Source organism: Pseudooceanicola sp. NS-SX9 (genome assembly GCF_057380705.1).
Genome location: NZ_CM170818.1, coordinates 3,190,022 through 3,209,574, shown reverse-complemented (window position 1 = coordinate 3,209,574; position 19,553 = coordinate 3,190,022). Strand labels below are relative to the sequence as shown.

Sequence of the window (19,553 nt, the reverse complement as noted above, 5' to 3'; positions counted from 1 at the left end):
CGCCCCCGTTATCCGAGGGCGGAGGGGACCTCACCAGACAGGGTGAGGGCCTTAGCTGTCGTAGTCAATCGCGTGACGCAGCTGCTTTTCGTATTCCAGCGCCTTGCCGGTGCCCAGGGCCACGCAGTTCAGGCTTTCCTCGGCGATCGAGACGCCCAGGCCGGTCTGTTCGCGCAGCGCCAGGTCCAGATCGCCCAGCAGCGCGCCGCCGCCGGTCAGCATGACGCCGCGGTCGACGATGTCGGCGGCCAGATCCGGGGGGGTGGCTTCCAGCGCGGTCATCACCGCTTCGCAGATCTGCTGCACCGGCTCGGCCAGGGCTTCGGCGATCTGCGCCTGGGTGATCTCGATCTCTTTCGGGATGCCGTTCAGCAGGTCGCGGCCACGGATGTGCATCGAGGCGCCACGGCCGTCATCGGGCATCCGCGCCGTGCCGATCGAGGTCTTGATGCGTTCGGCCGTTGCCTCGCCCACCAGCAGGTTCTGCTGACGGCGCAGGTAGGAAATGATCGCCTCGTCCATGCGGTCACCGCCGACGCGGACCGAACGGGCATAGACGATGTCGCCCAGCGACAGCACGGCGACCTCGGTGGTGCCGCCGCCGATGTCGACGACCATGTTGCCGGTCGGGTCGGTGATCGGCATGCCGGCACCGATGGCTGCGGCGATGGGTTCCGCGATCAGGCCCGCACGACGGGCGCCCGCCGACAGGACGGACTGGCGGATGGCACGTTTTTCCACCGGGGTGGCACCATGGGGCACGCAGACGATGATCTTGGGCTTGGAGAAGGTCGAGCGCTTGTGCACCTTGCGGATGAAATGCTTGATCATCTCTTCGGCGACGTCGAAATCGGCGATCACGCCTTCGCGCATCGGGCGGATGGCCTCGATCGAGCCGGGGGTCCGGCCCAGCATCAGCTTGGCGTCTTCGCCGACGGCCAGCACCTTCTTGACGCCATCCTTGACGTGATAGGCGACGACAGACGGCTCGTTCAGGATCACGCCGCGCCCCTTCACGTAGACGAGCGTGTTCGCGGTCCCTAGGTCGATTGCCATGTCGGAGGAGAAGATCCCCGGCAGTCTGTCGAAAATTGCCATGTTGTCGTGCGTCCCGATGTTCCGTGCCCCAATGCCGCAGCACGATTCACGCGCTCCGGTGCGAGGGCCCTTATAGGCAAGGCGCCCTCACAGGAAAAGGGGAGGCCGTGGCGGAATAGGCACCATTTTGCCTTGCCTCCCGTAGGATCACGAGAGATTGCGCGGAACTCGGGCAGGGCGTATCGGAGAAGGCATGCTGTCGTACCAACACATATACCATGCCGGGAATCCGGCCGATCTGCACAAGCATGCGCTGCTGGCGGCGATGCTGCTGCGGATGACCGAAAAGCCCAAGGCCCTGTCCTACATGGAAACCCATTCGGGGCGGGGGCTATATGACCTCTCCAGTGCCGAGGCGCTGAAGACCGGCGAGGCGGCTGCGGGAATCGAGGCGCGCGACGGCGATTTCCCCGCCGACCACCCCTATATCCAGGCGCTGGCGCGGGTGCGGGCGAAACACGGGGCCCGCGCCTATCCGGGATCGCCCCTGCTGGCGGCCGAGCTGCTGCGCCCGGGCGATCCGATGACCCTGGCCGAGCTGCACCCCCAGGAACACGCGGCGCTGACCCGCACCATGGGCAGCCGCGCGAAGGTGCACCGCCAGGATGGCTACGAGATGGCGCTGTCGCTTTGCCCGCCCGAGCCGCGGCGCGGCCTGCTGCTGATCGATCCCAGCTACGAGGTCAAAAGCGAATACGATGCCGTGCCCGCCTTCGTGAAGAAGCTGGTGCGCAAGTGGAATGTCGGGGTGGTGGCGATCTGGTATCCGATCCTGAAGGATGGCCGGCACCAGGGGATGCTGCGCGCGCTGGAGGGGCTGACCCTGCCCAAGGTCTTGCGCAGCGAGGTGGCCTTTGCGCCGGTGCGCGCGGGCCATGGCATGGTGGGCAGCGGCATGTTCGTGGTGAACGCCCCCTTCGGCACCGAGGACGAGGCTGCGCGGCTTGCGGCCCTGTTCGCCGGGTCATGATCGAACGGGTCATGATCGAACGGGTCTTGGGCCGGGTCCTGGGCAATGGGCGCCAGGACGGGGTGGCCGGCGATGAGGGAACGGGGCAAGGGCCCGTCGGTCCGGCGAGGCTCGGCCCTGAAATGAGCGAAGACGGGCGATGAGCGAACTGGCAAAGATGCGCGCGGGGGCGTGGTTCAACACCTTCGACCCCGAGGTCGACGGGCTGCGCGACGTGGCGCGCCGTGCCGTTTGGGAGCACAACCAGATGCATCCCGACCTGCGCGGCGGGGCGGCTCCGGCGCTGCGGGAGCTGCTGGGCGGTTTCGGGCCGCGCGCCTATCTGGAGGCGCCGTTCAGCTGTGCCTATGCGATCAACCTGCACCTTGGCGCCGGGGTCTACCTGAACGCGGGCTGCGTGGTACTGGACAGCGCCCCGGTGCGGATCGGTGCGCGCAGCATGCTGGGGCCGCAGGTGCGGCTGCTGTGCCCGGAGCATCACCACGATCCGGTCCTGCGCGCCGCCGGCCAGGAGATCGCCCGCCCGATCACCATCGGCGAGGACGTCTGGATCGGCGGCGGCGCCACGGTGCTGGGGGGTGTGACCATCGGCAGCGGGGCCATCGTGGGGGCGGGGGCCGTGGTGACGCGCGACGTGGCGCCCGGTGCCAAGGTGGCCGGCGTTCCGGCCCGGGTCATGACCTGAGGCGGCGGCCGTCGCGATGCGAAAATGGCGCGTCCCTTGCGGGCCGCGCCAGCCTCCGGCGGGAGTATTTCCGGTCAGATGAAAGAACCTGTGGGTCTTCGGGGGCTCAGGCGGCGCGGGTCAGGGGGGTGTCGACGGCGCGCGGACGGCCTTCTTCGTCGACGGCGACCATCTTGAACTTGGCTTCCGTGACATGTTCGCGCAGACCGGTCTGGCCGCGGCGGGCCCAGACCTCGATCCGGATGGTCATCGAGGTGCGGCCGACGCTGTCGACGGCGGTGTAGACGCAGAGCGTGTCGCCCACCTTGACCGGTTTGCGGAAGACGATCTGGTCGGCGGCCACCGTCACGGTGCGGCCGTTGCAGCGTTCGTTCGCGCGCACGGCGGCGGCGAGGTCCATTTGCGACATCACCCAGCCACCGAAGATGTCGCCCGCGGCATTGGTGTCGGCCGGCATGGCGAAGGTGCGCAGGGTCAGTTCCATCCCCTCGGGGGTATTCGTGTCCATGGTCTTTCTCCTTGTCGTTCCCCCCGTTGCGGACCAGATAGAGCGCGACACCGGGTCGCGGCAAGGCCGGTACGTGCAAGTGTGATATGCGTCTGGCGACGGGCAAGGCCGTGAAACGGAGCGGTTTTCGCAGGTCTTGCCGCCTTGGCCTGCGGGGGAACCACCCTGCGGCCGGGATGTTTTATCGGGGTGTTTCGACAGGGCCCGCGCGGATGCGCGGCAGGAAAGGGCAGGCATGAGCGGACTTCTGGCACTTCTCGATGACGTGGCGGCGATCGCCAAGGTGGCGGCGGCCTCGGTCGATGACGTGATGGGGCAGGCGGTGAAGGCCTCGGGGAAGGCGGCGGGGGCGCTGATCGACGATGCCGCGGTCAGCCCGAAATACGTGCAGGGCTTCGCGGCCGACCGGGAACTGCCGATCGTGGCGAAGATCGCCGGGGGCTCGCTGGTCAACAAGCTGGTGATCCTGCTGCCGCTGGCGCTGCTGCTGGCGAATTTCGCGCCCTGGGCGATCTCTCCGCTGTTGATGCTGGGCGGCGCCTACCTGAGCTTTGAGGGCGCCGAGAAGGTCTGGCACGTGCTGCGGCCCGGGCCGCATGACGGCCCTGCCCTAGAGGAGGAGAAGGCTGCGGGCGCGGGGCTGGAGGCCGAGAAGGTCAAGGGGGCCATCAAGACCGATTTCATCCTGTCGGCCGAGATCATGACGATCACCCTGTCGGCCCTGCCCGAGACGCTGGGTGTCTGGAAGGAGGCCGGGGCGCTGGCCATTGCCGGGATCCTGATCACCATCGCGGTCTATGGCGCGGTGGGGATCATCGTGAAGGCCGATGATCTGGGGCTGGCGATGGCGCAGCGCGGGCGGCTGGCGGCGACGCGGGCCCTGGGCCGGGCGATCGTGCGCGGCATGCCGCGGTTCCTGGCGCTGCTGGTGGTGGTGGGGACGGCCGCGATGATCTGGGTCGGGGGCTCGATCATCGTGCATGGTCTGCATGATCTGGGCTGGGGCCTGCCCTACGAGACGATCCATCACCTGGCCGAAGCGGCCTCTGGGGCTGTGCCGGTGGCGGCGGGCGCGGTCGACTGGATCGTCACGGCCGCCTGTGACGGCATCGTCGGGCTGGCGCTTGGCGCGGTGATCGTGGCGCTTCTGGGGCTGGTGCGGAGAAAGTGACCGCCGGCCTCTGGCGTGGGGCGGGGCAGGGCGGTTAGCCTGCGGCGGATTTCCCGAAAAGGACCGCCCGATGACCGATGCCCCCCATGTCCACCTGACCTGCGGTGCCCTGCTGGGGCTGGCGCGGGACGGCGCCGAGCAGTTCCTGGGCATTCCCTATGCCGCGCCCCCTGTCGGTGCGCTGCGCTGGCGGGCACCGCAGCCGGTGGCGCCCTGGGACGGCCTGCGCCTGGCGCAGGCGCATGGCCCCGATCCGATGCAGCACCCTTTCCCCGGCGATGCGGCTCCGCTGGGCACCCCGCCCGCCGAGGACTGCCTGTACCTGAACGTCTGGCGCCCCGAGGGCACGGGCGCGGGCGCGGACCTGCCGGTGATGGTCTGGATCTACGGCGGCGGGCTGGTCAACGGCGGGGCCTCTCCGGCGGTCTATGACGGCGCGGCGCTGGCGCGCGAGGGGCTGGTGGTGGTCAGCTTCAACTACCGGGTCGGGCGCTTTGGCTTCTTCCATCACCCGGCGCTGGCGGCGGGCGTATCGGAGGCCGAGGCGACGGGCAACTTTGGCTTTCTGGACCAGCGGGCGGCGCTGGAATGGGTGCGTGATCACATCGCGGCCTTCGGTGGCGACCCGGGGCAGGTGACGGTGGTGGGGGAAAGCGCGGGCGGGCTGTCGGTGCATGTGGCGCTGACCTCGCCTGCTGTGCGGGATCTGCTGCGGGGCGCGGTGATCCAGTCGGGCACCGATGGCCATGACCTGTGGATGACGCGCGACGCCGCGCATGCCGCCAGCCTGCGCTTTACCGCCCGCCGCGGCCTGCCCGACACCGCCGAGGCGCTGCGGGCGCTGCCGGCCGAGGCGCTCTGCGACGGGCTGAACATGACCCATCTGCCCGATCTGCGGGCCGAGCCCGACTTTTGCACCCCGGTCGCCGACGGCCGGCAGTTCCCGGCGATTCGGCAGGCCTATGCGCAGGGGGATGTCGCGCCGGTGCCGGTGATGATCGGCTTCACCAGCGACGATCTGGGCGGCCCGCAGGGCTTTATGGCGACGGGCGCGCGCGATCTGGCGGCGATGCTGGCGCAGGCCGGCGTGCCCACTTATTTCTACGAATTCGATTATGTCGCCGTGGCCGAGCGCCGTCCCGACACGCTGGGCGCCGCCCATGCGACCGAGATCCCCTATTTCTTCGGCACCCTTGCCGCCCGCCTGGGCGCGGATCGCGTCACCGAAGAGGACCGCCGCGCCAGCCGCACGGCCCAGGCCGCGCTGGTGGGCTTCGTCAAGACCGGCCAGCCCGGCGGCCCGCCCTGGCCGCGACATGCGCCGGGTGATGCGGGGATGCTGTTCGATGCCGAGGGCGGCCTGGCCCCGCATCCCCCCGCCTGAGCCCGCATCATGAAAAAGGCCCGGAGCGATGCTCCGGGCCCTGTGGTCCCTGCGAAGGGGCGACGTTCAGCCGACGTCCTTGTAGCTGATCTCGCGCGCATCGGCGCCTGCGCCCATCTTGCCGCGCCGCACGATCAGGCGGTTCAGCGCATGGATGTAGGCCTTGACGCTGGCCACCACGGTATCGGTGTCGGCGTTGGAGCCGGTGACGATGCGGCCGTCCTCGTTCAGGCGGACCGAAACGGTCGCCTGGGCATCGGTGCCCTTGGTGACGGCCGAGACCTGGTACAGCTCCAGCTTGGCGCCATGCGGGAAGATCTCCTTCACGGCGTTGAAGGCGGCATCGACCGGACCGTCGCCGGTGGTCGAGGCGGATTTCTCGACACCATCCACGGTCATCACCATGTCGGCCGACTGGCCACCGGTGCCGCAGACGACGCGCAGGTCCTTCAGCACCAGATAATCCGGCGTCGCGTCTTCGGACACCCGAACAAGCGCCAGGATGTCGTCGTCGTAGACTTCCTTCTTGCGGTCGGCGAGGTCCTTGAACCGCACGAAGATGTCCTTGAGCTGGTTGTCACCAACCTCGACGCCCAGCTGCTTGAGCTTGTCGCGCAGCGCCGCCCGGCCCGAGTGCTTGCCCATCACAAGGTTCGTCGCGGCCAGGCCGACGTCCTCGGGGCGCATGATCTCGAAGGTTTCGGCATTCTTCAGCATGCCGTCCTGGTGGATGCCGCTTTCATGCGCGAAGGCGTTCTTGCCGACGATGGCCTTGTTGAACTGCACCGGGAAGCCCGACACGGCCGCCACGCGGCGCGAGATGTTCATCAGCCTGCGCGAATCGACCCCGGTGGTGAAGGGCATGATGTCGTGGCGCACCTTCAGCGCCATCACCACCTCTTCCAGCGCGGTGTTGCCGGCGCGTTCGCCCAGGCCGTTGATCGTGCATTCGATCTGGCGGGCGCCCGCCTCGACGGCCGCCAGGCTGTTCGCCGTCGCCATGCCAAGGTCGTTGTGGCAGTGGGTGGCAAAGATGATCCCGTCGGCGCCCGGCACGCGCTCCAGCAGCATGCGGATCAGCGCGGCGCTTTCGATCGGCGCAGTATAGCCCACGGTGTCGGGAATGTTGATCGTGGTGGCGCCGGCCTTGATGGCGATCTCGACGACGCGGCACAGGTAGTCATGCTCGGTCCGGGTGGCATCCATCGGCGACCACTGCACGTTGTCGCAAAGGTTGCGCGCATGGGTCACGGTGTCGTGGATGCGCTCGGCCATCTCGTCCATGGTCAGGTTCGGGATGGCGCGGTGCAGCGGCGAGGTGCCGATGAAGGTGTGGATGCGCGGCTGGGCTGCGTGTTTCACGGCCTCCCAGCAGCGGTCGATATCCTTGAAATTGGCGCGGCTCAGGCCGCAGATCACCGCGTTCTTCGAACGCTTCGAGATCTCGGACACGGCGGCGAAATCGCCTTCCGAGGCGATCGGGAAGCCGGCTTCGATGATGTCGACACCCATCTCGTCCAGAAGCTCGGCAATCTCGAGCTTCTCTTCATGGGTCATGGTCGCACCGGGCGACTGTTCGCCGTCACGAAGCGTGGTGTCAAAGATGAGGACGCGGCCGGAATCGGCGGGGACGATGGTATTGGTCATGGGATTTCTCTCTTTCGTTCTCCTGAATGCCTTGGCGCGAAACGGCATGTCCTCTGAGCGAGTCGCGCCGAAACGGCACGCTCAGAGGCGGATTAGGAGAAGCAGGCCAGCACGAAACGCGCCTTGGGGGCGCGGTGCATTGGGGATATGTGCCTGGATCGTCATGGCGACGTCCTTACCCAAGGATCCCGCGGAAGGGAAGGTGGAAATTACGCCGCAGGTGCAAACTGGCGGCCCCGGTCCGGTTTCCCGCGGCGCCCGGCCCGGCCCGCAGGTTCTTTCATCTGGCCCCAAATACTCCCGCCGGAGGCCCCGTGCCGGGCCTGCCCGGCGCGGGCGCGCCGCAGCAGCAACGGCGGGCTTGAGGCGCGCGGGCTGGACGGCCGCGGCAAAGCCGCACAGTCTGGTGCCGACATCGGCGCGGGCCCCGCAGGCCGCGCCTCGCCCCGGGAAAGGATCCCATGCACGACCAGACCTTCCTCCTGCTGCTGGCGGCGCTGATCGTCGGCGTCTCCAAGGGCGGGCTGTCCTCGGCTGCGGCCATCGCCGTGCCGATGCTGGCCCTCTTCATGAACCCGATCACCGCGGCGGCGACGCTGCTGCCGGTCTATATCGTCACCGACTGGATCGGCGTCTGGCTTTACCGGCACCATTTCTCGAAGCGCAACGTGGCGATCCTGGTGCCCTCGATCCTGTTCGGGGTGCTGATCGCCACGCTGATCACCCCCTGGACGCCGGAAAGCGTGCTGCTGATCTTCACCGGGCTGATCGGCGTCTGGTACGCGGTGCGCGCCTGGCTGCGCCGCAACACCGACGAGGTCGCCTATGCCCATGTCGCCCCCGGCCTCTTCTGGGGCACGATCACCGGCATCGCCAGCTTCATCACCCATTCCGGCGCGCCGCCCGTGCAGGCCTACCTGCTGCCGCAGCGCCTGCCCAAGCTGGAGTTCGCCGGCACCATCGCGATCTCCTTCGCCATCGGCAACCTGGCCAAGCTGCCGGCCTATGCGGCCATCGGCCAGCTCGACGGGCTGAACTGGGGGCTGATCGCGGCGCTGGCGCTCTTCGGCATTGCGGGCACCTACCTCGGCCGCTGGCTGACCCACCGCCTGTCGGAAGCCACCTACATGCGGGTGATCCAGGTCTTCCTGCTGATCCTGTCGGTGACCCTGCTGTTCAAGGGCGGGGCCGAGCTCCTCTCCTGATCCGCGCCGCCGGGGCCCGCGTATTCCCCCGACAGGAGGCATCATGCAGAAGGCTCTCATTCTCGGTGCCAGCGGCGCGATCGGCGCGGCGCTGGTGCAGGCGCTGGAAGGGCAGGGGGTGCAGGTCACCGCCCTGTCGCGTCGCCACGATGGCCTCGACCTGCGGGACGAGGCCACGATCCGCGCTGCTCTCGCGCCGCTGGACCCGGGCTATGATCTGATCCTGTGCGCCACCGGGGCGCTCGAAATCGACGGCGCCGGCCCGGAAAAGACCCTCAGGGATCTCTCGGCCCCGGCTATGGCGGCGCAGTTCGCCCTCAATGCCATCGGCCCGGCGCTGGTGATCAAGCACGCGCTGCCGCTCCTGCCGCGCGACCGCCGGGCGGTCCTGGCGGTGCTTTCCGCGCGGGTGGGCTCGATCGGCGACAACCGTCTGGGTGGCTGGTACGGCTACCGCGCCGCCAAGGCCGCCCTCAACCAGCTGGTCCACGGCGCCGCGATCGAGATCGCCCGCACCCACCCCCAGGCCCTCTGCGTGGCGTTGCATCCCGGCACCGTGCAGTCGGACCTGACGCGGGCCTACCTCGGCCGCCACCCGGCGGTCTCCCCGCCCCAGGCCGCCCGCAACCTCCTCTCCGTCCTCGCGGGCCTCACCCCGCAGGAGACCGGCGGCTTCTTCGACTGGCGCGGCGATCCCGTCCCCTGGTAGCCGCGGGGCGGTGGGGGGGCCGCGGCACGCGCGCCCCGCCGCAGGCGCGCCCCTCCCGGGGGCAAGCCTGCGGCCCCCTTTTCCCCGTGACCCCCCGGGCCTCTTGCGCTACCACCAGGGACGCACCGCCCAGGAGATCCGATGTCCGCCCAAGGCTCCCAAGTCCCGATGACCGCCCATCCCTCGGGCCCCCTCACCGGCGAGGCCCGCGTGCCCGGCGACAAGTCGATCAGCCACCGCGCCCTGATCCTCGGCGCCCTGACAGTGGGCGAGACCCGCATCACCGGCCTGCTCGAAGGCCGCGACGTCCTCGACACCGCCGCCGCCATGCGCGCCTTCGGGGCTGAACTCAGCTCTCCCCGCCCCGGCGAATGGCACATCCACGGCCTGGGCACCGGCGGCTTTGCCGAACCCGACCGCGTCATCGACTGCGGCAATTCCGGCACCGGCGTGCGGCTGATCATGGGCGCCGTGGCGACCTCGCCGATCACCGCGACCTTCACCGGCGACACCAGCCTCTGCCGCCGCCCGATGGAGCGCATCCTGGCGCCGCTGGCACTGTTCGGCGCCCGGGCCATGGGGCGCTCGGGCGGGCGGCTGCCGCTGACGCTGACCGGTGCGCGCGCGCCGGTGCCGGTGCGCTACACCTCGCCCGTCGCCTCGGCGCAGGTGAAGGGGGCGGTGCTGCTGGCGGGGCTCAACACCCCCGGCGAAACCGTCGTCATCGAACCGGAGCCGACGCGCGACCATTCCGAACGCCTGCTGGCTGCCTTCGGTGCCCGCCTTGATGTCCAGGACCTGCCCGAGGGGCGAGTCATCACCCTGAAGGGCCAGCCGGAACTGCAGCCGCAGACCCTGGCCGTGCCGCGCGATCCCTCTTCGGCCGCCTTCCCGGTGGCCGCCGCGCTGATCGTGCCGGGCTCGGACCTGCGGGTGCCGGGCATCAGCCTGAACCCCAGCCGCGCCGGCCTGTTCGACACGCTGCGCGAGATGGGCGCGGACCTGAGCTATGAAAACCTGCGCGACGAGGGCGGCGAACCGGTGGCCGATCTGCGCGTCCGCCATTCCCCCGGCCTGATCGGCATCGACGTGCCGCCCGAACGCGCGCCGGCGATGATCGACGAATACCCGATCCTGTCGGTCGTCGCGGCCTTCGCCGAAGGCCCCACCACCATGTCCGGCGTGCGAGAGCTGCGCTTCAAGGAAAGCGACCGGATCGACACCATGGCCGAGGGCCTGCGCGCCTGCGGCGTCACGGTCGAGACCGGCGCGGACTGGTGGCGCGTCGCGGGTCAGGGCCCGGGCGGTGTCGAAGGCGGGGCGCGGATCGCGGCGCGGATGGATCACCGGGTGGCGATGTCCTTCCTGTGCCTGGGCCTGGGGGCGCGGCAGGCGGTGGTGCTGGATGATGCCGCCCCGATCGAGACCTCTTTCCCGGGCTTTGCCGCGCTGATGACGGATCTGGGCGCCTCGCTGGCCCGGGGCTGACCGGCTCGACTTCGGGGCCGAAGAATGCGACTGTGCGCGCCGTTGGTTTTCGATGACGAGTGTGACTTTGTGGGGATGGAAATGCGTTTGACCGTTGCGATCGACGGGCCGGCAGCGGCCGGCAAGGGCACGATCAGCCGGGCCGTGGCCGAGGCCTTTGGCCTCGCGCATCTGGACACCGGGCTGCTCTACCGCGCCACCGGGGCGCGCCTGCTGGAAGGGCTCTCGGCCGAGGAGGCCGCCCGCAGCCTGACACCTGCGGATCTGGACCGCCCCGACCTGCGCAGCCCCGATGTGGCGCGCGCGGCCTCTCAGGTGGCCGCCATCCCCGAGGTCCGCGCGGCGCTGGTCGATTTCCAGCGCGCCTTCGCCCGCCGCCAGGGCGGCGCGGTGCTGGACGGGCGCGACATCGGCACGGTGATCTGCCCTGAGGCCGAGGTGAAGCTGTATGTCACCGCCTCGGACGAGGTGCGCGCCGAACGCCGCTACGCCGAGATGCAGGGCCAGGGCCATGCGGTGACGCTGGAAGGCGTGCTGGCGGACCTGCGCGAACGCGATGCCCGCGACGCCGCGCGCGCCACCGCGCCGATGAAACCCGCCGAGGACGCGGTGCTGCTCGATACCAGCACCATGTCGATCGAGGCGGCTGTCGCGGCGGCGAAATCGGTGATCGAGGCGCGGCGCGGCTGAACCTGCCTGCGGGCCGGGCATCCGGCCCCGCGCACCGGCGCGCAACCGGGTCTTCCGGAATGCACGTCTGCGGGTTTTTCTGGCTTAACCCATTGCCTTACATCATGTTTCATCCTGGGTGGCGCGGATTGTCCCGGCCGCGGGTGACTTGATGCCGCAGGGCGGCTCGCCATATTGCGGAAAACTGCCCGAAAGGACCCTCCCGATGTTTCTCGACCGACTGAACTGGCGCTACGCCACCAAGAAGATGGACCCCTCGCGCCCGGTCTCGGAGGAGAAGGTGGCCCGGATCCTCGAGGCGATCCGCATGGCGCCGACCTCCAGCGGGGTGCAGGCCTACCGCGTCTTCCTGATCCGCGACCCCGCGCTGCGCGCCCGCCTGCGCACCGTGTCGATGGACCAGCCGCAGGTCACCGACTGCTCGCATCTGCTGGTCTTCGCCGCCTGGGACGATTTCACCCTGGAACGGCTGGACGACACCGTGGCCGATATCGAGGCCGCCCGCGGCAAGAGCGAGGGCATCACCGCCTATTACGACCGCCTGAAAGAGCGCCTGCTGGGCCGCGATCCGGCGGTGAACTTTGCCCATGCCGCCAACCAGGCGTTCATCGGCCTGGGCTTCGCGCTGGCCGCGGCCGCCGAACTTGAGGTCGACAGCACCCCCATGGGCGGCTTCGATCCCGCCGCCGTGGACGAGATCCTGGACCTGCGCGCCAAGGGCCTGCGCAGCGTCGTGATGCTGCCGCTGGGCACCCGCGACGCGGAAGGCGACTGGCTGCACCCGATGCCCAAGGTCCGCAAACCGATGTCGGAATTCGTCACCGAAATCGGCTGACCCGGCGCCCCCGGGGCATATGCAGGGCGGGTCCGGGCCACCGGATCCGCCCTTTCTCCTTGATTTGCAGGCTCCGCGCCGCTAAAGAGCCCGCGTCGACAAGGCGCAAAAGCCGCGATGCAGGGACGAACGGGATCGGATTCCTTTTCGGCCCTCTTTGTTTTGTGGCTGCTCAGATGACCAATTCCAAGACCGGCGGAGACAACCGCTCGGCCAGTATAGCACATAGTTAGGAACCCAGAGACCTCATGGCTCAGAACACCACGATGGAGGAATTCGAAGCCCTCCTGCAAGAAAGCTTCGAAATCGACACTCCGAACGAAGGTTCGGTTGTCCGTGGCAAGGTGATCGCGATCGAAGCGGGCCAGGCCATCATCGACGTCGGCTACAAGATGGAAGGCCGCGTTGATCTGAAAGAATTCGCAAACCCCGGCGAAGCCCCTGAAATCGCTGTCGGCGACGAAGTCGAAGTTTACCTTCGCGCTGCCGAGAACGCCCGTGGCGAAGCCGTCATCTCGCGCGAGATGGCCCGCCGCGAAGAAGCATGGGACCGCCTGGAAAAAGCATATGCCGACGACCAGCGCGTCGACGGTGCGATCTTCGGTCGCGTCAAGGGCGGCTTCACGGTCGACCTGGGCGGCGCCGTTGCCTTCCTGCCCGGCTCGCAGGTCGATGTCCGCCCCGTGCGCGACGCCGGCCCGCTGATGGGTCTGAAGCAGCCCTTCCAGATCCTGAAAATGGACCGTCGCCGTGGCAACATCGTTGTCTCGCGTCGTGCGATCCTGGAAGAATCGCGTGCCGAGCAGCGCGCTGAAGTCATCGCCAACCTGACCGAAGGCCAGGCTGTCGAGGGCGTCGTCAAGAACATCACCGAGTACGGCGCCTTCGTCGACCTGGGCGGTGTGGACGGCCTGCTGCACGTCACCGACATGGCATGGCGCCGTGTCAACCACCCGTCCGAGATCCTGTCGATCGGCGAGACCGTCAAGGTCCAGGTCATCAAGATCAACAAGGACACCCACCGTATCAGCCTGGGCATGAAGCAGCTGCAGGAAGATCCGTGGGATCTGGTTGCCGCCAAGTACCCGCTGTCCTCGGTCCATTCGGGCCGCGTGACCAACATCACCGACTACGGCGCGTTCGTCGAGCTGGAGCCCGGTGTCGAAGGTCTGGTCCACGTCTCCGAGATGTCCTGGACCAAGAAGAACGTCCACCCCGGCAAGATCGTCTCGACCAGCCAGGAAGTCGACGTCATGGTCCTGGAAATCGACCAGGCCAAGCGCCGCGTGTCGCTGGGCCTCAAGCAGACCATGCGCAACCCGTGGGAAGTCTTCTCCGAGACCCACCCCGAGGGCACCGTTGTCGAAGGCGAAGTCAAGAACATCACCGAATTCGGTCTGTTCGTCGGCCTGCCGGGCGACATCGACGGCATGGTCCACCTGTCGGACCTGTCCTGGGACGAGCGGGGCGAAGACGCCATCCAGAACTACCGCAAGGGCGACATGGTTTCGGCCGTTGTCTCCGAAGTCGACATCGAGAAAGAGCGCATCTCGCTCTCGATCAAGAACGTCGGTGGCGACAAGTTCGCTGAAGCGGTTGGCGGCGTGAAGCGCGGTGACATCATCACCGTCAACGTCACCGCCATCGAAGAAGGCGGCATCGAAGTGGAATATGAAGGCATGAAGTCCTTCATCCGCCGCTCCGACCTGTCGCGCGACCGCGCCGACCAGCGCCCCGAGCGTTTCAACATGGGCGACAAGGTCGACGTTCGCGTCACCAACGTCGACTCGCGTTCGCGCCGCCTGGGCCTGTCGATCAAGGCCCGCGAGATCGCGGAAGAGAAAGAGGCCGTCGAACAGTACGGTTCCTCCGACTCCGGCGCGTCGCTGGGCGATATCCTCAGCGCAGCCCTGAAGGGCGACAACTGAGGCGATCCCGCCTGACGCAAGTCAACGGAACGGCCCCGGGGTGCATCCCCGGGGCCGTTTTGTTTTGCCCCGCCAGGGGCGCGGGGCAGGGGGTTGAAATCATTGCGAATCATCACGCCCTCCGGTCCGACTGGCGGAAATCGGCAGGGCTTCGCGCAATGCACGGGCGTTCGACGCCGGGGAAACCGCCGAAGGTATGGTTTTTCTTGCGGATTCCAGGGGTCTGCGGCGCAAGAGGATGTTCCCGGACGAAAAGAAAGCTCATATAGTCCTGACAGGTGAAAGACCGAACCAGGCCTCGGGGGAGACTGAGACAGATGATCCGTTCTGAACTGATCCAGAAGATTGCCGACGAAAATCCGCACCTCTACCAGCGCGATGTCGAGCGGATCGTGAACACCATTTTCGAAGAGATCACCGAGGCGATGGCCAAGGGAAACCGCGTCGAGCTGCGCGGCTTCGGCGCATTCTCGGTGAAGCAGCGTGACGCCCGCACGGGCCGCAACCCGCGCACCGGTGAAGCCGTGGACGTCGAAGAAAAGCACGTGCCCTTCTTCAAGACCGGCAAGCTGCTGCGCGACCGACTGAACGGAAACGCCTGATGAAATACATTCGTGCCGCCTTCCTGGCCGTCCTGGCCATCGTGCTGATCTCGATCGCGCTCGGCAACCGCCAGATGGTCACGCTGACCCTGCTGCCGCAGGGCCTGGCCGATATCATCGGCCTGAACCAGTCGGTCAGCATGCCGCTGTTCGTGGTGATCGTGCTGGGCATCCTGGTGGGGCTGCTGATCGGCTTCTTCTGGGAATGGATGCGCGAACACAAGCACCGCGCCGAAGCCCGCCGCCAGGGCCGCGAAGCCTCCAAGCTGCAGCGCGAAGTGCGCCGCCTGAAGGGCGAAAAACACAAGGGCAAGGACGAGGTCCTGGCTCTCCTCGACTGACGATTACGAAAGACACCGGCACATGCCCGTCCTGATCGATCCCTCGCCCTCGGCCCCCAAGGCCGGGGGCCCCGTCCGTGTGAAGATCTGTGGCCTGACCCGCCCCGAGGACGTCGCGGCCACCGCCGGTGCCGGTGCGGCCTACATGGGCCTGGTGTTCTTCCCCAAAAGCCCCCGCAACATCTCGATCGACACGGCCAGGGCGCTGGCGCTCGAGGCCCCCGTGGGCCTGGCGAAGGTCGCCCTGCTGGTCGATGCGGGCGATGCGCTGATCGATGCGGTCCATGCCGAGGTGCCGCTCGACATGATCCAGCTGCACGGCCAGGAAACTCCCGAACGCGTGGCCGAGATCCGCGCCCGCACCGGCCTGCCGGTGATGAAGGCGGTGGGCATCGCCGACCCCGGGGACCTGTCCCGCATCGCCCTCTATGCCCAGGTGGCCGACCAGATCCTGGTCGATGCCAAGCCACCGAAGACCGCGCATCTGCCGGGCGGCAATGGCCTGGCCTTCGACTGGCGCCTGCTGGCGGGCTACCGCTGGCCGCGTCCCTGGATGCTGGCCGGCGGCCTCACGCCCGACAACGTCGCCGAGGCGATCCGCCTGACCGGCGCCACCCAGGTCGATGTCTCCTCCGGGGTCGAAGGCGCCCCCGGCCAGAAGGACGCGTCCCGCATCCAGGCCTTCGTCAGCGCCGCCACCGCTCCGGCCGTGCCGCGTCTCTGACGCTTTCATCTTTCCGCAAATATGCCGGGGGAGTCGCGGCCCCGCCGCGACGGGGGCAGCGCCCCCTGACCCCCCCCGGCAACACCGCCCCACCGGCTTCGGCAGGTCCCGCCCGGCTTGCCCATCGGGACCCGTGACGCTACAGCTTGCCCACCATCGCGCGCAGGAGGCTCTCATGGACGATCTCTTCAACAGCTTCATGACCGGCCCGGACGAGAAGGGGCGTTTCGGCACCTTCGGCGGCCGGTTCGTGTCGGAAACCCTGATGCCGCTGATCCTCGACCTGGAGGCCGAGTTCGAGAAGGCAAAGACCGACCCCACCTTCTGGGCCGAGATGGACGACCTGTGGAAACATTACGTCGGCCGCCCCAGCCCGCTCTACTTCGCCCCCCGCCTGACCGAGGAACTGGGCGGCGCCAAGATCTACTTCAAGCGGGACGAGCTGAACCACACCGGCGCCCACAAGATCAACAACGTGCTGGGCCAGATCATCCTGGCGCGCCGCATGGGCAAGACGCGGATCCTGGCGGAAACCGGTGCCGGCCAGCACGGCGTCGCCACCGCGACGGTCTGCGCCAAGTTCGGCCTGAAATGCGTGGTCTACATGGGCGCCCATGACGTGGAACGCCAGGCCCCCAACGTCTTCCGCATGCGCCTGCTGGGCGCCGAGGTGATCCCCGTGCGTTCCGGCCGCGGCACGCTGAAGGATGCGATGAACGACGCGCTGCGCGACTGGGTGACCAACGTCAAGGACACTTTCTACTGCATCGGCACGGCCGCGGGCCCGCATCCCTATCCGGCGATGGTGCGTGACTTCCAGTCGATCATCGGCAAGGAAGTCCGCTGGCAGCTTGCCGAACAGGAAGGCGAGGGCCGTCTGCCCGACACCGTGGTCGCGGCGATCGGCGGCGGCTCGAATGCCATCGGCCTGTTCTACCCGTTCCTGAACGATCCTTCGGTCCGCATCATCGGCGTCGAGGCCGGTGGCAAGGGCGTCGACGAGACGATGCAGCACTGCGCCTCGCTGACCGGCGGCCGCCCCGGCGTGCTGCACGGCAACCGCACCTACCTGCTGCAGGACGAAGACGGCCAGATCCTGGAAGGCTCCTCGATCTCGGCCGGTCTCGATTACCCGGGCATCGGCCCGGAACATGCCTGGCTGCATGACGTGGGCCGCGCCGAATATGTCTCGATCACCGACAAGGAGGCGCTCGCCGCCTTCCAGGTCGCCTGCCGGACCGAGGGCATCATCCCCGCGCTGGAACCCAGCCACGCCCTGGCCCATGTGATCAAGATCGCGCCGACCCTGCCCAAGGACCACATCATCGTCATGAACATGTGCGGCCGTGGCGACAAGGACATCTTCACCGTGGCGAAATACCTCGGCTTCGACATGGGCGATACCGGCATGGCGTCCGAAGGCCGCACTGCCGACTGATCCGATCCGCGCTAGAACCTGCAGGGCCCCGCATCGCCGGGGCCCTTCGCATCTCCAGGGGATCCATGCTCAAACGCCTCCACGCGCTCTACGAGGGCGACAGCCCCGCAGCCCACCGCTTCCGCTACGGGCTGCTGGCCTTCGACCTCGGCACGGTGCTCTTCGTCATCGTCACCTCTTTCCTGCCGCGCGCCCCCTGGATGGAGGCCGCCGACCTCGCCCTTGGCCTGCTGATCACGATCGACGTGCTGGCGCGCCTGTGGATCGAACCCCACCCCCGTCACCTGCTGCGCCCGGCGACCTGGGCGGACCTGGCGGCGATCCTGTCGTTCCTGGCCCCCGTCACCGGCGAGGCGCTCGGCTTCCTGCGGGTCCTGCGGACACTGCGGCTGTTGCGCAGCTACCAGCTTCTGGCGCGCCTGCGGCAGGATTTCAGCCTGTTCCGCCGGAACGAGGACATCATCCACGCCACGCTCAACCTCGGCGTCTTCCTCTTCATCATGACGGGGCTGATCTACGCCACCCAGGAAGGGGTGAACCCGGACATCCGCAACTATGCCGATGCGCTCTATTTCACCGTCACCACGCTGACCACCACGGGCTTCGGCGACATCACCCTCAAGGGCACCAGCGGCCATCTGCTGTCGGTGGCGGTGATGATCTTCGGGGTGACGCTGTTCCTGCGGCTGCTGCAGGTGCTGATCCGCCCCTCGAAGGTGCGCCAGGAATGCCAGGTCTGCGGCCTGGTGTTGCACGATTTCGATGCGGTGCACTGCAAGCACTGCGGCACGACGATCCACATCCGCACCGAAGGCAGCAGCTAGGCGCCGCCCGGTTCCCTGTCATCTGGCCGAAAATACTCCGGGGGTGAATTGCGCCGCAGGCGCAAGAGGGGGCAGCGCCCCCACACCCCGTCCACCCCGCACCCCGTCTGACACCGCAGACCGGCTCAACCCTGCGCCGGGTCTTCGGAATAAAGCTGCAGCACCTCCATCGGCACCACCTCCAGCGCCCGCGCATGGGTGGCCTCCAGCCGCACCAGCGGCGCGCAGCCCTCGTCATGGGCCTGCAGGAAACGCGCCGCGCACAGGCACCAGCGGTCCCCCGACTTCAGCCCGAGGAACTGGAACTCGGGCCGCGGCGTCGTCAGGTCGTTGCCGACATATTTGGAAAACGCCAGGAACTCGTCCGTCATCACCGCGCAGACGGTGTGGCTGCCGGTATCCTCGGCGCAGGTGTTGCAATGGCCGTCCCGGAAATAGCCGGTGACAGGCGCCCGCGAACAGGGCTCTAGCGTACTGCCCAGCACGTTCACGGAAGGGGCTTTGGGGGTCATGGCTGGTCTCCTGCAAGGACCACGAACCCCAACCCTATCATATATCGCAGGAAATCGCGAGGCGCCTCGCTGCGACCTTTCAGCGGAACCGGTCGCGCAGCTTCTCCAGCGGCGAGCGCCCGTCCGGTGCCGCATCTGCCTGCGGCTCGGCGGCGGGGGCGGTCTTCGGCGTTTCGCTCCGCGGCGCCGGACCGGCATTGCCGCCCGAGCTGCGCGGCGGGCTGACCCGCAGCGCCACCGCGTTCTGGAATTTTGCCGCATCGCCTGCCGCCAGCGCCGCCGCCCCGTCCGAGATCCCCCGCAGCAGATCATCCAGCCAGGTCTGCTCGGCCTTGGCGAAATCCGCCAGCACATAGCCCGCGACCCGGTCCTTGTGACCCGGATGGCCGATGCCCAGCCGCACGCGCTGATATTCGGCCCCGACATGCTGGTGGATCGAGCGCAACCCGTTGTGCCCCGCGTGACCGCCGCCCTGCTTGACGCGGCACTTGCCCGGCGCCAGGTCCAGCTCGTCATGGAAGACCGTCAGCGCATCGGGCCCCAGCTTCCAGAACCGCAGCGCCTCGCCCACGGACTGACCTGAATTGTTCATGTAGGTCATGGGCTTGAGCAACAGAACCTTCTGGCTGCCCAGCCTCCCCTCGGCGACCTCGCCCTGGAATTTCGCCCGCCAGGGCGAAAAGCCGTGGTCCGAAGCGATCCGGTCCAGCGCCATGAAGCCGATGTTGTGACGGTTGCCGGCGTATTTCTCGCCAGGATTTCCAAGGCCGGTGAAAAGCAGCATGGGGACCTCC

20 protein-coding genes are annotated in these 19,553 nt (G+C 68.1%); 15 read left to right on the top strand and 5 right to left on the bottom strand.

Annotated elements, in window-relative coordinates; genetic code table 11:
• Positions 1–51: 51 nt before the first annotated feature.
• Positions 52–1,098 (bottom strand): rod shape-determining protein, encoded by a 1,047-nt coding sequence (locus tag AC2ITM_RS15245; RefSeq protein ID WP_486467479.1) that lies wholly within the window; start codon positions 1,096–1,098, stop codon positions 52–54.
• A 193-nt stretch (positions 1,099–1,291) separates the two neighbouring features.
• Between AC2ITM_RS15245 and AC2ITM_RS15240 the strand changes: the two genes are divergently transcribed.
• A complete protein-coding gene (locus tag AC2ITM_RS15240; RefSeq protein WP_486467478.1) occupies positions 1,292–2,068 on the top strand; it encodes a 23S rRNA (adenine(2030)-N(6))-methyltransferase RlmJ in 777 nt (258 codons plus the stop codon).
• Positions 2,069–2,207: 139 nt separating this feature from the next.
• Entirely contained in the window at positions 2,208–2,753 is a 546-nt protein-coding gene (locus AC2ITM_RS15235; RefSeq protein ID WP_486467477.1) for a sugar O-acetyltransferase, read from the top strand.
• A 106-nt stretch (positions 2,754–2,859) separates the two neighbouring features.
• On the opposite strand, the gene AC2ITM_RS15230 is transcribed toward AC2ITM_RS15235, so the two are convergent.
• A complete protein-coding gene (locus tag AC2ITM_RS15230) occupies positions 2,860–3,261 on the bottom strand; it encodes an acyl-CoA thioesterase (protein WP_486467476.1) in 402 nt (133 codons plus the stop codon).
• 235 nt (positions 3,262–3,496) lie between these two features.
• Here AC2ITM_RS15230 and AC2ITM_RS15225 point away from each other — a divergent pair, with 235 nt between their 5' ends.
• Positions 3,497–4,432, top strand: a complete 936-nt coding sequence (locus tag AC2ITM_RS15225; RefSeq protein WP_486467475.1) for a DUF808 domain-containing protein — start codon at positions 3,497–3,499, stop codon at positions 4,430–4,432.
• Between the two features lie 70 nt (positions 4,433–4,502).
• Positions 4,503–5,816, top strand: a complete 1,314-nt coding sequence (locus AC2ITM_RS15220; protein WP_486467474.1) for a carboxylesterase/lipase family protein — start codon at positions 4,503–4,505, stop codon at positions 5,814–5,816.
• Between the two features lie 66 nt (positions 5,817–5,882).
• Here AC2ITM_RS15220 and AC2ITM_RS15215 read toward each other — a convergent pair whose 3' ends face one another.
• Positions 5,883–7,463 carry a 2-isopropylmalate synthase gene (locus AC2ITM_RS15215; protein ID WP_486467473.1) on the bottom strand — a complete coding sequence of 527 codons (1,581 nt, stop codon included), beginning with the start codon at positions 7,461–7,463 and terminating at the stop codon, positions 5,883–5,885.
• 461 nt (positions 7,464–7,924) lie between these two features.
• Between AC2ITM_RS15215 and AC2ITM_RS15210 the strand changes: the two genes are divergently transcribed.
• From AC2ITM_RS15210 to AC2ITM_RS15160, 11 genes are all read left to right on the top strand, one after another.
• A complete protein-coding gene (locus AC2ITM_RS15210; RefSeq protein ID WP_486467472.1) occupies positions 7,925–8,668 on the top strand; it encodes a sulfite exporter TauE/SafE family protein in 744 nt (247 codons plus the stop codon).
• A gap of 43 nt (positions 8,669–8,711) precedes the next feature.
• A complete protein-coding gene (locus AC2ITM_RS15205; RefSeq protein WP_486467471.1) occupies positions 8,712–9,377 on the top strand; it encodes an SDR family NAD(P)-dependent oxidoreductase in 666 nt (221 codons plus the stop codon).
• A gap of 141 nt (positions 9,378–9,518) precedes the next feature.
• Positions 9,519–10,865 (top strand): 3-phosphoshikimate 1-carboxyvinyltransferase, encoded by a 1,347-nt coding sequence (aroA, locus tag AC2ITM_RS15200; RefSeq protein WP_486467470.1) that lies wholly within the window; start codon positions 9,519–9,521, stop codon positions 10,863–10,865.
• Positions 10,866–10,946: 81 nt separating this feature from the next.
• Positions 10,947–11,555 (top strand): (d)CMP kinase, encoded by a 609-nt coding sequence (locus tag AC2ITM_RS15195; RefSeq protein ID WP_486467469.1) that lies wholly within the window; start codon positions 10,947–10,949, stop codon positions 11,553–11,555.
• Between the two features lie 205 nt (positions 11,556–11,760).
• Complete coding sequence (locus AC2ITM_RS15190) at positions 11,761–12,390, top strand: nitroreductase family protein (protein WP_486467468.1); 630 nt, start codon at positions 11,761–11,763, stop codon at positions 12,388–12,390.
• 248 nt (positions 12,391–12,638) lie between these two features.
• The gene (rpsA, locus tag AC2ITM_RS15185) at positions 12,639–14,318 is read left to right on the top strand and encodes a 30S ribosomal protein S1 (protein WP_486467467.1); all 1,680 of its coding nucleotides are present in this window, start codon (positions 12,639–12,641) and stop codon (positions 14,316–14,318) included.
• Between the two features lie 317 nt (positions 14,319–14,635).
• Positions 14,636–14,920, top strand: coding sequence for an integration host factor subunit beta (gene ihfB / locus AC2ITM_RS15180; RefSeq protein WP_160894396.1), 285 nt, complete (start codon positions 14,636–14,638; stop codon positions 14,918–14,920).
• On the top strand, positions 14,920–15,261 hold the full coding sequence (locus tag AC2ITM_RS15175) for a lipopolysaccharide assembly protein LapA domain-containing protein (protein WP_486467466.1): 342 nt from the start codon (positions 14,920–14,922) through the stop codon (positions 15,259–15,261). Before ihfB ends, AC2ITM_RS15175 begins: the two co-directional genes overlap by 1 nt.
• A 22-nt stretch (positions 15,262–15,283) precedes the next feature.
• The gene (locus tag AC2ITM_RS15170; RefSeq protein WP_486467465.1) at positions 15,284–15,985 is read left to right on the top strand and encodes a phosphoribosylanthranilate isomerase; all 702 of its coding nucleotides are present in this window, start codon (positions 15,284–15,286) and stop codon (positions 15,983–15,985) included.
• 175 nt (positions 15,986–16,160) lie between these two features.
• Positions 16,161–17,423: a tryptophan synthase subunit beta gene (trpB, locus tag AC2ITM_RS15165; RefSeq protein WP_486467464.1), complete on the top strand. Its 1,263-nt coding sequence runs from the start codon at positions 16,161–16,163 to the stop codon at positions 17,421–17,423.
• Between the two features lie 65 nt (positions 17,424–17,488).
• Complete coding sequence (locus AC2ITM_RS15160; protein ID WP_486467463.1) at positions 17,489–18,247, top strand: ion transporter; 759 nt, start codon at positions 17,489–17,491, stop codon at positions 18,245–18,247.
• Between the two features lie 125 nt (positions 18,248–18,372).
• Here AC2ITM_RS15160 and AC2ITM_RS15155 read toward each other — a convergent pair whose 3' ends face one another.
• Together AC2ITM_RS15155 and pth are read right to left on the bottom strand one after the other, a co-directional pair.
• On the bottom strand, positions 18,373–18,759 hold the full coding sequence (locus AC2ITM_RS15155) for a DUF2237 family protein (protein WP_486467462.1): 387 nt from the start codon (positions 18,757–18,759) through the stop codon (positions 18,373–18,375).
• Between the two features lie 79 nt (positions 18,760–18,838).
• Positions 18,839–19,543, bottom strand: coding sequence for an aminoacyl-tRNA hydrolase (gene pth, locus AC2ITM_RS15150; protein ID WP_486467461.1), 705 nt, complete (start codon positions 19,541–19,543; stop codon positions 18,839–18,841).
• Between the last annotated feature and the right edge of the window lie 10 nt (positions 19,544–19,553).

Bases quoted from the DNA above. Each gene is read 5' to 3' on its own strand.
- AC2ITM_RS15160 (WP_486467463.1), top strand. From the start codon at position 17,489: ATGCTCAAACGCCTCCACGCGCTCTACGAGGGCGACAGCCCCGCAGCC.
- AC2ITM_RS15195 (WP_486467469.1), top strand. From the start codon at position 10,947: ATGCGTTTGACCGTTGCGATCGACGGGCCGGCAGCGGCCGGCAAGGGC.
- AC2ITM_RS15175 (WP_486467466.1), top strand. From the start codon at position 14,920: ATGAAATACATTCGTGCCGCCTTCCTGGCCGTCCTGGCCATCGTGCTG.
- AC2ITM_RS15220 (WP_486467474.1), top strand. From the start codon at position 4,503: ATGACCGATGCCCCCCATGTCCACCTGACCTGCGGTGCCCTGCTGGGG.
- AC2ITM_RS15230 (WP_486467476.1), bottom strand. From the start codon at position 3,261: ATGGACACGAATACCCCCGAGGGGATGGAACTGACCCTGCGCACCTTC.
- AC2ITM_RS15215 (WP_486467473.1), bottom strand. From the start codon at position 7,463: ATGACCAATACCATCGTCCCCGCCGATTCCGGCCGCGTCCTCATCTTT.
- AC2ITM_RS15155 (WP_486467462.1), bottom strand. From the start codon at position 18,759: ATGACCCCCAAAGCCCCTTCCGTGAACGTGCTGGGCAGTACGCTAGAG.
- trpB (WP_486467464.1), top strand. From the start codon at position 16,161: ATGGACGATCTCTTCAACAGCTTCATGACCGGCCCGGACGAGAAGGGG.
- AC2ITM_RS15225 (WP_486467475.1), top strand. From the start codon at position 3,497: ATGAGCGGACTTCTGGCACTTCTCGATGACGTGGCGGCGATCGCCAAG.
- pth (WP_486467461.1), bottom strand. From the start codon at position 19,543: ATGCTGCTTTTCACCGGCCTTGGAAATCCTGGCGAGAAATACGCCGGC.
- aroA (WP_486467470.1), top strand. From the start codon at position 9,519: ATGTCCGCCCAAGGCTCCCAAGTCCCGATGACCGCCCATCCCTCGGGC.
- AC2ITM_RS15240 (WP_486467478.1), top strand. From the start codon at position 1,292: ATGCTGTCGTACCAACACATATACCATGCCGGGAATCCGGCCGATCTG.
- AC2ITM_RS15210 (WP_486467472.1), top strand. From the start codon at position 7,925: ATGCACGACCAGACCTTCCTCCTGCTGCTGGCGGCGCTGATCGTCGGC.
- ihfB (WP_160894396.1), top strand. From the start codon at position 14,636: ATGATCCGTTCTGAACTGATCCAGAAGATTGCCGACGAAAATCCGCAC.
- rpsA (WP_486467467.1), top strand. From the start codon at position 12,639: ATGGCTCAGAACACCACGATGGAGGAATTCGAAGCCCTCCTGCAAGAA.
- AC2ITM_RS15205 (WP_486467471.1), top strand. From the start codon at position 8,712: ATGCAGAAGGCTCTCATTCTCGGTGCCAGCGGCGCGATCGGCGCGGCG.
- AC2ITM_RS15245 (WP_486467479.1), bottom strand. From the start codon at position 1,098: ATGGCAATTTTCGACAGACTGCCGGGGATCTTCTCCTCCGACATGGCA.
- AC2ITM_RS15190 (WP_486467468.1), top strand. From the start codon at position 11,761: ATGTTTCTCGACCGACTGAACTGGCGCTACGCCACCAAGAAGATGGAC.
- AC2ITM_RS15170 (WP_486467465.1), top strand. From the start codon at position 15,284: ATGCCCGTCCTGATCGATCCCTCGCCCTCGGCCCCCAAGGCCGGGGGC.
- AC2ITM_RS15235 (WP_486467477.1), top strand. From the start codon at position 2,208: ATGAGCGAACTGGCAAAGATGCGCGCGGGGGCGTGGTTCAACACCTTC.